At 70.7% G+C, this 14761-nt stretch carries 13 protein-coding genes; 9 read left to right on the top strand and 4 right to left on the bottom strand.

What is annotated here, in order from left to right:
- The first annotated feature begins 173 nt into the window (after window positions 1-173).
- Complete coding sequence (locus tag ABZ016_RS00440) at window positions 174-608, top strand: Rrf2 family transcriptional regulator (protein WP_356914298.1); 435 nt, start codon at window positions 174-176, stop codon at window positions 606-608.
- A 5-nt stretch (window positions 609-613) separates the two neighbouring features.
- On the opposite strand, the gene ABZ016_RS00435 is transcribed toward ABZ016_RS00440, so the two are convergent.
- Window positions 614-1801: a globin domain-containing protein gene (locus ABZ016_RS00435; protein ID WP_356914297.1), complete on the bottom strand. Its 1188-nt coding sequence runs from the start codon at window positions 1799-1801 to the stop codon at window positions 614-616.
- A gap of 293 nt (window positions 1802-2094) precedes the next feature.
- Here ABZ016_RS00435 and glnA point away from each other — a divergent pair, with 293 nt between their 5' ends.
- From glnA to ABZ016_RS00415, 4 genes are all read left to right on the top strand, one after another.
- A complete protein-coding gene (gene glnA / locus ABZ016_RS00430; RefSeq protein ID WP_003989771.1) occupies window positions 2095-3456 on the top strand; it encodes a type I glutamate--ammonia ligase in 1362 nt (453 codons plus the stop codon).
- An 89-nt stretch (window positions 3457-3545) separates the two neighbouring features.
- Window positions 3546-3977 (top strand): DUF5959 family protein, encoded by a 432-nt coding sequence (locus tag ABZ016_RS00425; protein ID WP_356914296.1) that lies wholly within the window; start codon window positions 3546-3548, stop codon window positions 3975-3977.
- A gap of 69 nt (window positions 3978-4046) precedes the next feature.
- Window positions 4047-4628 (top strand): sugar O-acetyltransferase, encoded by a 582-nt coding sequence (locus tag ABZ016_RS00420; protein WP_356914295.1) that lies wholly within the window; start codon window positions 4047-4049, stop codon window positions 4626-4628.
- Window positions 4629-4648: 20 nt separating this feature from the next.
- On the top strand, window positions 4649-5194 hold the full coding sequence (locus ABZ016_RS00415; RefSeq protein WP_356914294.1) for a TetR family transcriptional regulator: 546 nt from the start codon (window positions 4649-4651) through the stop codon (window positions 5192-5194).
- 18 nt (window positions 5195-5212) lie between these two features.
- Here ABZ016_RS00415 and ABZ016_RS00410 read toward each other — a convergent pair whose 3' ends face one another.
- Window positions 5213-5659 carry a VOC family protein gene (locus ABZ016_RS00410; RefSeq protein ID WP_356914293.1) on the bottom strand — a complete coding sequence of 149 codons (447 nt, stop codon included), beginning with the start codon at window positions 5657-5659 and terminating at the stop codon, window positions 5213-5215.
- Between the two features lie 287 nt (window positions 5660-5946).
- Between ABZ016_RS00410 and ABZ016_RS00405 the strand changes: the two genes are divergently transcribed.
- Complete coding sequence (locus ABZ016_RS00405) at window positions 5947-8955, top strand: bifunctional [glutamine synthetase] adenylyltransferase/[glutamine synthetase]-adenylyl-L-tyrosine phosphorylase (RefSeq protein WP_356914292.1); 3009 nt, start codon at window positions 5947-5949, stop codon at window positions 8953-8955.
- 10 nt (window positions 8956-8965) lie between these two features.
- On the opposite strand, the gene ABZ016_RS00400 is transcribed toward ABZ016_RS00405, so the two are convergent.
- Window positions 8966-9853, bottom strand: a complete 888-nt coding sequence (locus tag ABZ016_RS00400) for a phosphatase PAP2 family protein (protein ID WP_356914291.1) — start codon at window positions 9851-9853, stop codon at window positions 8966-8968.
- 121 nt (window positions 9854-9974) lie between these two features.
- Window positions 9975-11009: a LacI family DNA-binding transcriptional regulator gene (locus ABZ016_RS00395; RefSeq protein WP_356914290.1), complete on the bottom strand. Its 1035-nt coding sequence runs from the start codon at window positions 11007-11009 to the stop codon at window positions 9975-9977.
- A gap of 402 nt (window positions 11010-11411) precedes the next feature.
- Here ABZ016_RS00395 and ABZ016_RS00390 point away from each other — a divergent pair, with 402 nt between their 5' ends.
- The 3 genes from ABZ016_RS00390 (at window position 11412) to ABZ016_RS00380 (ending at window position 14746) form a co-directional block, all read left to right on the top strand.
- Window positions 11412-12680: an extracellular solute-binding protein gene (locus ABZ016_RS00390; RefSeq protein WP_356914289.1), complete on the top strand. Its 1269-nt coding sequence runs from the start codon at window positions 11412-11414 to the stop codon at window positions 12678-12680.
- A 123-nt stretch (window positions 12681-12803) separates the two neighbouring features.
- On the top strand, window positions 12804-13808 hold the full coding sequence (locus tag ABZ016_RS00385; protein ID WP_356914288.1) for a sugar ABC transporter permease: 1005 nt from the start codon (window positions 12804-12806) through the stop codon (window positions 13806-13808).
- Window positions 13809-13822: 14 nt separating this feature from the next.
- Window positions 13823-14746, top strand: coding sequence for a carbohydrate ABC transporter permease (locus tag ABZ016_RS00380; RefSeq protein WP_356914287.1), 924 nt, complete (start codon window positions 13823-13825; stop codon window positions 14744-14746).
- The last annotated feature ends 15 nt before the right edge of the window (window positions 14747-14761 follow it).

The raw sequence follows: 14761 nt of genomic DNA, 5'->3' as shown, positions 1-14761 counted from the left end.
GGACGGTCGGGTGAGCTGATCGTAATGGGGGAGGCGGCGCCCCTCGTAGAGCGGCCGAGGGAATGGGCCGAATCGATACGGCACCGACAGGTGCCCGACAGCTTCGGACGCGCGCCGCCTCGGCCCGGCACCGAAAATTTGAACCCGAGATGCGGCTTATCTACGCTGCCCGCATGCGGCTGCTGCGCTCCACCGACCTCGCCCTGCGGGTTCTGATGCGGCTCGCCGTCGCGGGCGAGTCGAGTCCGACGACGCGGGACGTCGCCGACGGCATGGACGTGCCGTACACGCATCTGGCGAAGGTCGTCGCCGAGCTCCAGCACATGGGCCTGCTCACCGCCCGGCGCGGCCGTGGCGGCGGACTCAGCCTCACCGAGCGGGGCCGCTCGGCGTCGGTGGGCGCGGTGGTGCGCGCCTTCGAGGGCGACGGCGACGTGGTCGACTGCGAGGGCCCCACTCCCTGCCCCCTCAACTCCGCCTGCCGCCTGCGCGTCGCCCTGCGCCGGGCCCAGGAGGCCTTCTTCGCCTCACTGGACCCGATCACGGTCGCGGACATCGTGGCGGAGCCGACCGGAACACTGCTGCTGGGGATCTCGCGGGGCCCCTAGACCCTCTACGCCTGACCCGCGAGCCACAGGTCCGGCCCGAACACCTCGTAGTGGATGTCGGCCGGTGCCACGCCCCGGTCGATCAGCTGGGCCCGCACCGCCCGCATGAAGGGCAGCGGGCCGCACAGGTAGGCGCGTGTGCCCGGGGCGACCGGGATGCCGGTGAGGTCGACCAGGCCCGGGTGGGTGCCCTCCGGGGCGTCCTGCTCGTACCAGAAGTGGACGGCGGAGTCGGGCAGTTTGGCGGCGTAGGCCTCGTGGTCGGCGCGCAGGGCGTGGGTGCCGGGCGAGCGGTCGCCGTGCACGACGGTGACCGGGGCGCGGTGCCCGGTGCCGGCGAGGTGCGCCAGCATCGCGGCCATCGGGGTCACACCGATGCCCGCCGAGGCGAGCAGCAGCGGCGTGCCGGGGCCGGCGTCCAGGACCAGGTCGCCGTACGGCTCGGACAGCTCCAGGACGTCACCCACCCGCACGTGCGCGTGGAGGTGGCCGGAGACCTCGCCGTCGGGGGCGCCGTCCTCGTGCACGCGCTTCACGCTGATCTGCCGCAGCTCCGGGCCGGGTGCGCCGGAGAGGCTGTACTGCCGTATCTGCCGGGCGCCGTCCGGGAGGGCGACGCGGACCGAGACGTACTGCCCCGCGAGGAAGTCCCGCACCGGACCGCCGTCGGCGGGCCGCAGCCGGAAGGTGACGACGTCGGCGGTCTCGGTGACCCGGTCGACGACCTCCCACGACCGCCAGGTGTGCCCGCCCCGCTCCTCCCGCAGCCGCCGCTCGACGGCGATGAGGGCGTTCGCCATCAGCCAGTAGACCTCGTCCCAGGCGGCCGCGACCTCGGGCGTGACGGCGTCGCCGAGCACCTCGGCGATGGCCGCGAACAGGTGCTCGTGGACGATGTCGTACTGCTCGGGCGTGACACCCAGCGAGGCGTGCTTGTGGGCGATGCGGTGCAGCATGACGTCCGGCCGCTGGTCCGGGTGGTCGAGCAGGTGGGTGGCGAAGGCGGCGATGGAACCGGCGAGGGCCTGCCGCTGGGTGCCGGAGGCCTGGTTGCCCCGGTTGAACAGGTCGTCCAGCAGTTCGGGGTGGGCCGCGAACAGCCCGGCGTAGAAGCGCTCGGTGATCGTGCCCAGGGCCGCGCCGACGGCGGGGAGGGTGGCGCGGACGGTGGCGGCGGACTGCTCGGACAGCATCGGGGCTCCTCTGTGCTCGACTGCGCGCACGGTATTTAAAGTTGCATCTGAGATGCAAATTAAGGAGCGAGGCGGCGAAACGGACCGGCCATTACGGATGAGGGTGCGAGCAGGCACTATGGGCGGAAGAGCAGTCCACCCGCCGTACGTGAGCGTTCGGATCCGGGTCGTCCGGGCGATCATGGTGTGCAACGCGTACGAAATGGTGGTGTGGTGGGATGCTCAGGTGCCCGACCGCCTCCCGTGGTACGGAAGAGAAGGCGGCCTGACCAGCAAGGATGGGGAAGCGGAAGATGGACAAGCAGCAGGAGTTCGTGCTCCGGACGTTGGAGGAGCGCGACATCCGGTTCGTACGCCTGTGGTTCACGGACGTGCTGGGCTTCCTCAAGTCCGTCGCCGTGGCCCCGGCCGAGCTGGAGCAGGCCTTCGACGAGGGCATCGGCTTCGACGGCTCCGCGATCGAGGGCTTCGCCCGGGTCTACGAGTCCGACATGATCGCCAAGCCGGACCCGTCGACCTTCCAGATCCTGCCCTGGCGCGCGGAGGCACCGGGCACGGCCCGGATGTTCTGCGACATCCTCATGCCGGACGGCTCCCCGTCCTTCGCCGACCCGCGCTACGTGCTCAAGCGCGCCCTGGCCCGCACCTCCGACCTGGGCTTCACCTTCTATACGCACCCGGAGATCGAGTTCTTCCTGCTGAAGGACCGGCCGCTGGACGGCAGCCGTCCGACGCCCGCCGACAACTCCGGCTACTTCGACCACACCCCGACCAACGTCGGCATGGACTTCCGCCGTCAGGCGATCACCATGCTGGAGTCGATGGGCATCTCGGTCGAGTTCTCCCACCACGAGGGCGCCCCCGGCCAGCAGGAGATCGACCTGCGCTACGCCGACGCGCTCTCCACGGCCGACAACATCATGACGTTCCGCCTGGTCATGAAGCAGGTGGCGCTGGAGCAGGGCGTGCAGGCGACGTTCATGCCGAAGCCGTTCTCCGAGCACCCCGGCAGCGGTATGCACACCCACCTGTCGCTCTTCGAGGGCGACCGCAACGCCTTCTACGAGTCGGGCTCGGAGTACCAGCTGTCGAAGGTGGGCCGCTCCTTCATCGCCGGTCTGCTGCGGCATGCCGCGGAGATCTCCGCGGTCACCAACCAGTGGGTCAACTCCTACAAGCGCATCTGGGGCGGCGCGGAGCGCACGGCGGGCGCGGGCGGCGAGGCCCCCTCGTACATCTGCTGGGGCCACAACAACCGCTCGGCGCTGGTCCGGGTCCCCATGTACAAGCCCGGCAAGACCGGCTCGGCGCGCGTGGAGGTCCGCTCCCTGGACTCCGGCGCGAACCCGTACCTGGCCTACGCCGTCCTGCTCGCCGCCGGCCTCAAGGGCATCGAGGAGAGCTACGAGCTCCCGCCGGGCGCCGAGGACGACGTCTGGGCCCTCTCCGACGCGGAGCGCCGCGCGATGGGCATCGAGCCGCTCCCGCAGAACCTCGGCGAGGCCCTGACCCTGATGGAACGCAGCGACCTGGTCGCCGAGACCCTCGGCGAGCACGTCTTCGACTTCTTCCTGCGCAACAAGCGCCAGGAGTGGGAGGAGTACCGCAGCGAGGTCACGGCGTTCGAGCTGCGGAAGAACCTTCCGGCGCTGTAAGGGCAGGCGGAGCGGGTTCGCCCGCCATCCAAGACATGGGGCCGACGGCCGTGAGCCGTCGGCCCTCGGTGTGAACTGGAAGGTGTCCCATGGCTGAGGAGCCGATCGACCTGATACGCCTGGAGGGCGAGGGCAACAGCGTCGTCCTCCGCATCACCGGGAGAGAGCAACGGGAGCATCCCGGCCGGACCGAGGTCCTGGCCGGAGAGTTCCGGATCGACACGCCCTTCGTACGCGGCGCTCTCCCGACCCGGCTCCTCCCCGGGGATCTGCGTCAGTGGCAGCAGGCCCTGGACCTGCTCGACGCGGGGCAGGACATCGCCTGGCGTGCGGACGGCCGGGCGCCCGGGCTTTTCATCGAACGCGACCAGGACGACGACCGGTGCCGGGTCACGGTCAAGGACCACTCGAGGACCCTGACGACGGTGACCGTGACGGTCCCGCTGGCCGACGCCTGGTTCGACGACGCGTACCGGCGCCTGGACCTGGCCCTGGAGACCTGGCCTCCCGACGGGATCTGAGACGAGATCTGCGGCGAGATCCGAGGCGAGAGCGTACGTTCGTACCTTCCAGAGCGTACGATCGTACGCATGCCGATGGACTACTTCGCGAACGACCCCCGCACCAACCTCGAGCGCATGCTCGCCGGCGACCTCTACATCGCCGACGACCCGGAGATCGCCCGGCGCCAGCAGCGGGCGATGCGGCTCGCCGCCCGGTACCTCGCCGCCTACACCGAGGACGCCGAGGCGGCACGGCCGATGCTGGGCGAGCTGCTCGGGGAGGTGGGGGAGGGGGTCGACGTGCGGCCGCCGCTGTACGTCGACTACGGCAGCAACATCTCCATCGGGGCGCGCACCTTCGTCAACTACAACCTGACCGCGCTGGACGTCGCCCGGATCACCATCGGGGAGGACTGCCAGATCGGCCCCAACGTCCAGCTCCTCACGCCCACCCACCCCGTGGAGCCGGAGCCGCGCAGGGACAAGCTGGAGGCCGCACGTCCGATCGTCATCGGGGACAACGTCTGGCTCGGCGGGGGAGCCATCGTCTGCCCGGGGGTGACCATCGGCGACAACGCCGTCATCGGCGCGGGCGCGGTGGTCACCAGGGACGTCCCGGCCAATGTCGTCGCCGTCGGCAACCCCGCCCGGCCCGTCCGCAACTTCTGACCGCCCGGAGAAGGAGTCTCATGGCCACCGGGCACACGGACCCGCGACGGCGCGAACGCATCCTCGCCGCCACGCTCGACCACATCGCCGACGAGGGAGTCGCCGGCGTCTCCCACCGCAAGATCGCCGTCCGGGCCGGTGTGCCGCTCGGCTCGATGACCTACCACTTCACCGGCATCGACGAGCTGCTGCGCGAGGCCTTCACCCGGTTCGCCGACCACATCGTGTCCGTCTTCGAGCAGCACCTCGGCCGCGCCGACACCCCCGATCAGGCCCGTGAGGCCGTCACTGACCTCGTCCACGCGCTCTCCGAGGGGCCCCGCCGCGACCTCGTGCTCGCCCACGAGCTGTACACCCTGGCCGCCCGGCGGCCGGAGTACCGACGGCTCACGCACGCCTGGATGCTCCGCAGCCGGCTCCTCCTGGAGCAGCACTTCGACGCGGACACCGCCCGCCAACTGGACGCGCTGATCGAGGGACTGACCCTGCACCGCTCCCTCGACACCGAGCCGCAGAGCCGTGAGCTGACGCGGCTGGCGGTGCACCGCATGACATCCGGGACCTGACAGCGGCCCCGGGGCCCGCTAGGCCTGCTGCCGCTTCAGGTCCGCCAGCACCTGGTGCAGCGGCTCCGTCGCCCGCCGCCGGTACTCCTGGACCGCCCAGCCGTTGCCGTCCGGGTCCTGGAAGTGCATGAACGTGGCGCCGTCGTCGGGGGAGTACTGGACCGGTTCCGAGACGTCGAGCCCGCGTGCGACGAGCTCCGCGTGGGCCGCCTTGATGTCGGCCACGCACAGTTGCAGACCCTGGTAGGAGCCGGGCGCGGGGGTGGGGCCGGGAGTCATCTCCCAGATGGTCGAGCCGAGCGCGATCGAGCAGCCGGAGCCCGGGGGCGTCAGCTGGACGATCCGCATCCCCGGCATGACCTCCTGGTCGATGTCCACGTGGAAGCCGACCTTGTCCCGGTAGAAGTCCCGGGCGCGGTCGATGTCGGTCACGGGCAGCGGGATGACTTCGAGGGTGATGTCCATGGCGAGACTCCTTCGTCCGGCGTCATGCGAGCCGCCACCTCGTCCGGTGGAACGGCTGAACGGCTCCCCCTCACCGAAGCCGAAAACGGGGCGCGGCGCCACCGATCGGACGGCCGCGCGGCGAAGTTCGCCGCCGAGTGTTCCTCCGCCCCTCGGCGTCCGCACGGCCGGCGGGGCCCGTCCGCCTGCCGAACTCACCGACGCTTCCCCCTGGCTCTGCGGTTAGGCTCAAAGCCGTACGACCTTGATCCGAGGAAAGTCCGAGGCAAGTCCGAGGGAGGCCCGGGATGACGGCGGCGCCGGGGCGCAGGAGCAGCACCTTCACACGACTGCTGCGGCACGGCTTCATCGACGCCTCCGCCGCCGAGCGGCTCCTGGACAGCCCCGAACTCGTGCCCCTGCGCGACGACCCGGTGCTGCTGGAGGCGCTGGGCGCGACCGCCGACCCCGATCTCGCGCTCCTCGGGCTCGTCCGGCTGCTGGAGGCACAGCGCGACCACGGCGCCCGCCAGGAGCTGCTCGACACGCTGATCTCGTCCAAGCCCCTGCGCGACCGGCTCCTCGGTGTGCTCGGCGCCTCCACCGCCCTCGCCGACCACCTCACCCGGCACCCCGACGACTGGCAGGCGCTCGTCATGTACGAGTCGTACGACCTGCACCCCGGGGTGGAGGAGTTCGAGGCCGGCCTGGCGGAGGCGGACGACCCGGTCTCCCTGCGCGTCGCCTACCGGCGCTGTCTGCTGTCCATCGCCGCCCGGGACGTGTGCGGCACCACCGGCGTCGCCGAGTCCGCCGCCGAACTCGCCGATCTGGCCACCGCCACCCTGCGCGCCGCCCTCGGCCTCGCCGAGGCCGCCGCGCCGGAGGACGCCGGGCTGTGCCGGCTCGCGGTCATCGCGATGGGCAAGTGCGGCGGCCACGAGCTGAACTACGTCTCCGACGTGGACGTCATCTTCGTGGGGGAGGCCGTCGAGGGCGCCGACGAGACCAAGGCCGTGCGCGCCGCCACCCGGCTCGCCTCGCACATGATGCGGATCTGCTCGGAGACCACGGTCGAGGGCTCCATCTGGCCCGTGGACGCCAACCTGCGGCCCGAGGGCAGGAACGGCCCGCTGGTGCGGACCCTCTCCAGCCACCTCGCCTACTACCAGCGCTGGGCCAAGACCTGGGAGTTCCAGGCACTGCTCAAGGCCCGTCCGGTCGCCGGTGACCTGGAGCTCGGCGAGGAGTACGTGAGCGCCGTCCAGCCCCTGGTGTGGAAGGCCGCCGAGCGCGAGAACTTCGTCCCCGACGTGCAGAAGATGCGCCGCCGGGTCGTGGAGAACATCCCCGTCGCCGAGGTCGACCGCCAGCTGAAGCTGGGCCCCGGCGGCCTCAGGGACGTCGAGTTCGCCGTGCAGCTGCTCCAGCTGGTGCACGGCCGGACCGACACCTCGCTGCGCAGCGGCACGACCCTCGACGCGCTGGAGGCCCTCGCCGCCGGTGGCTACGTGGGCCGGGCCGACGCCGCGCAGCTCGACGAGGCCTACCGTTTCCTGCGCACCATGGAGCACCGGATCCAGCTGTTCCGGCTGCGTCGCACCCATCTCGTCCCCGAGGAGGAGGCCGAGCTGCGCCGCATCGGCCGCTCCCTCGGCCTGCGCCAGGACCCCGTCGCCGAGCTGATCCGCGAGTGGAAGCGGCACGCCACCGTCGTACGGCGGCTGCACGAGAAGCTGTTCTACCGGCCGCTGCTCGACGCGGTCGCGCAGCTCGCGACCGGCGAGGCCCGGCTGAGCGCCGAGGCGGCCCGGGAACGGATGGTCGCCCTCGGCTACGCCGACCCCGCCTCGGCCCTGCGGCACCTGGAGGCGCTGGCCTCGGGCGTCACCCGCAAGGCCGCCATCCAGCGCACCCTGCTGCCCGTCCTGCTGGGCTGGTTCGCCGACTCGGCCGACCCGGACGCGGGCCTGCTCAACTTCCGTAAGGTGTCCGACGCGCTCGGCAAGACCCCCTGGTACCTGCGGCTGCTCAGGGACGAGGGCGCCGCCGCGCAGAACCTCGCCCGGGTGCTGTCCGCCGGCCGGCTCGCGCCCGACCTGCTGATGCGCGCACCGGAGGCGGTGGCGCTGCTCGGCGACGGGGACGGCGGCGGCCTCGAGCCGCGCTCCCGCCCCCACCTCGAGCAGGAGATACTCGCCGCCGTGCGCCGGGCCGACGGTGCCGCCCAGGCGGTCACGGCCGCCCGCGGAGTGCGCCGCCGCGAGCTGTTCCGTACGGCCGCCGCCGACATCGTCGGCTCCTACGGCACCGAGGAGCAGCCCGCCGAGGCGGACCAGGGCGCCCTGGTGGACCGGGTCGGCGGCGCGGTGTCGGACCTGACGGCCGCGACGCTCGCCGGCACCCTGCGGGCCGTGGTGCGGGAGGGCTGGGGCGACAGCCTGCCCACCCGGTTCGCGATCATCGGCATGGGCCGGTTCGGCGGTCACGAGCTGGGCTACGGCTCCGACGCGGACGTGCTGTTCGTGCACGAGCCGCGCGACGGCGTCGACGAGCGGGAGGCGTCCCAGGCGGCCAACAAGGTCGTCTCCGAGATGCGCCGCCTGCTGCAGATCCCCAGCTCCGACCCGCCCCTGCTCATCGACGCCGACCTGCGCCCGGAGGGCAAGTCCGGGCCGCTCGTGCGGACCCTCACGTCGTATGAGGCGTACTACCGCCGGTGGTCCCTGACGTGGGAGTCGCACGCGCTGCTGCGGGCCGAGCCCGTGGCCGGCGACGAGGACCTGGGCCGCCGGTTCATCGAGCTGGTCGACCCGCTGCGCTATCCGGCGGGCGGGCTCGGCGACGAGGCCGTGCGCGAGATCCGGCGGCTGAAGGCCCGGATGGAGTCCGAGCGGCTGCCGCGCGGCGCCGACCCCAAGCTGCACGCCAAGCTCGGCCCGGGCGGTCTGTCCGACGTGGAGTGGACCGTGCAGCTGATGCAGCTCCGGCACGGCGCGGACGAGCCCGGTCTGCGCACGACCCGCACCCGGGAGGCGCTGGCCGCGGCCCGTACGGCCGGGCTGATCACCGACGAGGACGCGGAGATCCTGGACGAGGCCTGGGTTCTCGCGACCCGGGTCCGCAACGCGGTGATGCTGGTCCGCGGCCGGGCCGGTGACACGTTCCCCTCGGAGCCGCGCGAACTGGCCGCGGTGGGACGCTACCTGGGGTACGGCCCCGGTCACGTCGGCGACATGCTCGACGCGTACCGGCGGACGGCACGCAGGGCCCGGGGCGTGGTGGAAGAGCTCTTCTACGGGGCCGCCGAGCGCTGACAGCCCCGGGTCAGGCCGTCGTCCGGGCCGCCGGCACGTCCTTGCCCCGCGACGCGTCCGGCCGCTGGGCCGGCACCACCTGCGGCAGGGCGTACGGCTGCCTGCCGTACCACAGCCTCGCCACCGAGAACCCGAACGCCAGGCACAGCAAGCCACCGACAGCATCCAGCCAGAAGTGGTTGGCCGTGGCGACGATCACCACCAGCGTCAGCGCCGGGTACAGCAGGGCCAGCACCCGCACCCAGGGAACCCTCGAAAGAGCGAAGATCGTCAGGCCGCACCACACCGACCAGCCGATGTGCATCGACGGCATCGCGGCGTACTGGTTGGACACCTGCTTCAGGTCGCCGGACGCCATCGAGCCCCAGGTCTGGTGGACCATGACCGTGTCGATGAAGTCGCTGCCGTTCATCAGCCGCGGGGGCGCCAGCGGATACAGGTAGTAACCGACCAGGGCGACGGCGGTCGTCGCGAACAGCACCAGGCGGGTCGCCGCGTAGCGGCCGGGATGGCGACGGTACAGCCACACCAGGACACCCAGTGTCACCACGAAGTGGAGCGTCGCGTAGTAGTAGTTCATGCCGATGATCAGCCAAGTCACCGAGTTCACGGCGTGGTTCACCGACTCCTCGAACGCGATGCCCAGAAGGTGCTCGGCCTGCCAGATCCAGTCGGCGTTGCGCAGCGCCTCGGCCCTCTGCTCGGGCACCGCGTTGCGGACGAGTGAGTACGTCCAGTAACTGACCGCGATCAGCAGGATCTCGAACCAGAACCGGGGACGACGGGGGGTGCGCAGCCGGCGCAGCGGGCCCAGCGGGCCCTGCCGGGGCTCGGCCGCAACGGGGCCCTGGAAGGCCGCTTCCCGGCCTTCCGGCGTCGTCACGGTCGTGTCGCTCATAGGCACAGAGTCTGCCAGAAAAGGACTTCCTCACCGATCATCCCGCGGCCCGGTCCGACCCGCATGTTCTACGGCGAAATCAGGCCATGAACCTCGGGAACCACTGAGGGAACAGGACCCCCTAGGAGCGCCCGCGCTCCCCGGGCGCCGAAGCCGTCGAGCCGCGCACCACCAGTTCCGGCATGAACACGAACTCGCTGTGCGGCGCGGGCGTCCCGCCGATCTCCTCCAGCAGGGTGCGCACGGCCGCCTGCCCCATCGCCGGGACCGGCTTGCGGATCGTGGTCAGCGGGGGGTCCGTGAAGGCGATCAGCGGGGAGTCGTCGAAGCCGACCACGGACACGTCCTTCGGCACGTCCAGACCGCGCTGCCGCGCCGCCCGGATCGCGCCCAGCGCCATCATGTCGCTGGCGCACACCACGGCCGTGCAGTCCCGCTCGATCAGCGCCGTCGCCGCCGCCTGACCACCCTCGAGGGTGTAGAGGGAGTGCTGGACCAGCTCCGTCTCCACGGTCTCGGCGCCCAGGCCCAACTGGTCCTGCATCGTGCGCACGAACCCCTCGATCTTGCGCTGCACGGGCACGAACCGCTTGGGCCCGAGGGCCAGGCCGATCCGGGTGTGCCCGAGGGACACCAGGTGCGTGACCGCCAGGCTCATCGCCGCACGGTCGTCGGGGGAGATGAACGGCGCCTGCACCTTCGGCGAGAAGCCGTCGACCAGCACGTACGGCACGCCCTGCGCGCGCAGCCGGTCGTAGCGCCGCATGTCGGCGGTGGTGTCCGCGTGCAGTCCGGAGACGTAGATGATGCCGGCGACCCCGCGGTCGACGAGCATCTCCGTGAGCTCGTCCTCGGTCGAGCCGCCCGGGGTCTGGGTGGCCAGCACCGGCGTGTACCCCTGCCGGGTCAGCGCCTGGCCGATGACCTGGGCCAGGGCCGGGAAGATCGGGTTCTCCAGCTCCGGGGTGATCAGCCCCACGAGGCCCTCGCTGCGCTGCCGCAGCCGCACCGGGCGTTCGTAGCCCAGCACGTCGAGGGCGGCCAGCACGGACTGGCGGGTGGTGTCGGCGACGCCCGGCTTGCCGTTGAGGACGCGGCTGACGGTCGCTTCGCTCACTCCCGCCTGCGCGGCGATGTCGGCAAGCCGTGTGGTCACAGCACCGGACTGTAGCGGCCGGGGTTCTGCTTGCACACCGACGGGACGCCTGGTGCGTGCCGTCGCACGGCCCGCTGCGGGTGGCTTGGTCATCGCGGTCCCTCGAAATCGTGGTCGGCGTCCGATCCGCAACGGATGTTCCCCCTGGCGGACACGGATGGCAAGTGCTTGCAGAGTCTTGCACAACTGTCCGACTCCCCGACGATCAGCCGCCGATCAGCCGGAAAGCAGGGCTGCGGGGCAGCCGAGCGGAGGTCACGGCGGGATAACCATCCGCATCTCTTGCACCTTTTTGCTGCAAGGTCTTTCGCAACTCCTTGCAGCGCGGCTAATCTCACCGACGCCCGGCGGCCAACGGCGCAGTCGGCAGCACGAACGGGCTTTCACCCTCAAGGAGAACTCATGCGGCGTGGCATAGCGGCCACCGCGCTGGTGGCGTCCCTCGCCCTGGCGGCGACGGCCTGCGGCGGAAGCGACAGCGGCGACGAGGCCGACGGCCCGGTCACCATCACCTGGTGGGACACCTCCAACGCCACCAACGAGGCGCCGGCCTACCAGGCCCTGGTGAAGGAGTTCGAGGCCGCCCACAAGGACGTCAAGGTCAACTACGTCAACGTCCCCTTCGACCAGGCGCAGAACAAGTTCGACACCGCCGCCGGTTCCAAGGGCGCCCCCGACGTGCTGCGTTCCGAGGTCGGCTGGACCCCGGCCTTCGCCAAGAAGGGCTTCTTCACGCCGCTGGACGGCACCGAGGCCCTCGCCGAGCAGGACAAGTTCCAGCCCAGCCTGATCGAGCAGGCCAAGTACGAGGGCAAGACCTACGGTGTCCCCTTCACCACGGACACCCTCGCCCTCGTCTACAACAAGGCCCTGTTCAAGAAGGCCGGCGTCGAGGCCCCGGGGACCTGGGACGACCTGAAGAAGGCCGCCGCCACCATCAAGGACAAGACCGGCGCCGACGGCTACTGGGGCTCCACCCAGGCCTACTACGCCCAGCCCTTCCTCTACGGCGAGGGCACCGACACCGTCGACGCCGACGCCAAGAAGATCACCGTCACCTCACCCGAGGCCAAGAAGGCCTACGGCACCTGGCAGAGCCTCTTCAAGGGCAAGGGCCTGCACAAGGCCGACACCACCGCCGACGCCTACGCCCACATCCAGGAGGCGTTCGTCAGCGGCAAGGTCGCCTCGATCCTCCAGGGACCCTGGGAGATCACCAACTTCTACAAGGGCTCGGCCTTCAAGGACAAGAGCAACCTCGGCATCGTCACCGTCCCGGCCGGCTCCACCGGCAAGGCGGGCGCCCCGACCGGCGGCCACAACCTCTCCGTGTACGCGGGCTCGGACAAGGCCCACCAGGACGCCTCGCTGAAGTTCGTGAAGTTCATGACCTCGGCGAAGGCCCAGGAGACCATCGCGCTGAAGAACTCCACGCTTCCCACCCGCGAGGACGCCTACACCGCCGAGGTCAAGGCCGACCCGGGCATCGCCGGCTACCAGGGCGTGCTGTCCGCCGCCCAGCCGCGCCCGGCCCTGCCGGAGTACAGCTCCCTGTGGCCCCCGCTCGACGACGAGCTGCTCAAGATCGCGAGCGGCAAGGAGTCCCTGGACAAGGGCCTCGGCAACGCCGAGACCGCCATCACCAAGCTGGTGCCGGACTTCTCCAAGTGACCGCCGCGTGGCCGCCGGATCCCCCGGTCATGGGGGAGGGGACCCGGCGGCCACCGGCCCACGCCCGCGCCCGGGCCCGGGCGGCTCTCCTCAACTCCTTGAACCTCCAGAAGGTGTCGAACCATGACAGTCGCCATCGACCGAGCGACCGGCAAGCGGCGCGGTGAGCGGGAACCGCGACCCGGGCCGGCCCAGCGGCTGAAGAACGGCTTCCACAAGCACTGGTACGCCTACGCGATGATCGCCCCGGTGGCGATCGTCCTCGGGGTCCTCGTGCTGTACCCGCTGGCGTACGGCCTGTACCTCACCCTCACCGACGCCGACAGCCTGAACACCGCTCGCACGATCGGCGTCAACCACATCGACGCCACCTACAAGTTCATCGGGCTGGACAACTACGCCGACATCCTGTGGGGCCCGACGGCGTACGACCGCCTCTGGTCGCACTTCCTGTGGACCGTCTTCTGGACGGCGGCCTGTGTCGCCCTGCACTACGGCATCGGTCTCGGACTGGCCCTGCTCCTCAACCAGAAGCTGCGCGGCCGCACCCTCTACCGGATGATCCTGGTGCTGCCCTGGGCCGTCCCCACCTTCGTCACCGTCTTCGGCTGGCGGTTCATGCTCGCCGACGGCGGCGTCATCAACAGCGGTCTGGACCTGCTGGGCCTGCCGAGCCCGCTGTGGCTGGAGGACACCTTCTGGCAGCGGTTCGCCGCGATCATGGTCAACACCTGGTGCGGTGTGCCGTTCATGATGGTCTCGCTGCTCGGCGGACTGCAGTCGATCGACGCGAGCCTCTACGAGGCGTCCGAGATGGACGGCGCCAATGCCTGGCAGCGGTTCCGGTACGTCACCCTGCCCGGCCTCAGGTCCGTCAGCACCACCGTCGTGCTCCTCGGCGTCATCTGGACCTTCAACCAGTTCGCCATCATCTTCCTGCTGTTCGGCAACACCGCGCCCGACGCCCAGATCCTCGTGACCTGGGCCTACTACCTGGGCTTCGGTCAGCAGCCGCGCGACTACGCCCAGTCCGCGGCCTACGGGATCCTGCTCCTGTCCCTCCTGATCGTCTTCACCTCCTTCTACCGCCGCTGGCTGAACCGCAACGAGCAGCAGCTCGCGATCTGAGGCAGGAGTTCGAAATGAGTACGACGAGTACGCCGAGTACGACCGCGGTCGAGGCCTCCGCCGCAGGGACCGAGCGGCGCCCTGCCGCGCCCCGCAAGGTCCGCGGCCGCGGCGAGAACACCCGCGCGGCCTCCCTCGCCTCGCACGCCGTGCTGATCGGCGCGAGCCTGATCGCCCTCTTCCCGGTCGCCTGGCTGGTCTTCCTGTCCCTCGGCCCGGACAAGGACGACTACCTCCACCCCGGGCGCATCTGGAGCAAGATGACGCTCGACAACTACGCGTTCGTCCTGCAGGACACCAGCTTCTTCGACTGGCTGAAGAGCACCCTGATCGTGGTGCTCGGCACGACGCTCATCGGCGTCGTGGTCGCCGCGTCCACCGGATACGCGGTCTCGCGCATGCGGTTCCCCGGCTACCGCAAGCTCATGTGGGTGCTGCTGGTCACCCAGATGTTCCCCATCGCGGTACTGATCGTGCCGATGTACCAGATCCTCTCGGATCTGCAGCTCATCGACAGCTACCTTGGTCTCATCCTTGTCAACTGCACCACGATCGTGCCGTACTGCGCCTGGCTGATGAAGGGTTACTTCGACACCATCCCGTTCGAGATCGACGAGGCCGGCCGGGTCGACGGGCTGACCCCCTTCGGCACGTTCGCGCGGCTGATCCTGCCGCTCGCCAAGCCGGGTCTCGCCGTCGCGGCGTTCTACAGCTTCCTCACGGCCTTCGGTGAGGTCGCGTTCGCCTCGACGTTCATGCTGAGCGACGACAAGTACACGTTCGCCGTCGGTCTGCAGACGTTCGTGAGCGAGCATGACGCGCAGCGGAACCTGATGGCCGCGACGGCTGTGCTGATCGCGATACCGGCGGCCCTGTTCTTCTACCTCGTGCAGAAGAACCTGGTGACCGGGCTCACGGCCGGTGGCACGAAGGGGTGACCTTCGTCGAGCGAT

Origin of the sequence: Streptomyces sp. NPDC006372 (assembly GCF_040612515.1) — a bacterium.
Lineage (GTDB): Bacteria > Actinomycetota > Actinomycetes > Streptomycetales > Streptomycetaceae > Streptomyces.
Note: the sequence above shows the minus strand (reverse complement) of the source record. Positions and strands in the feature narration are given on the sequence as shown.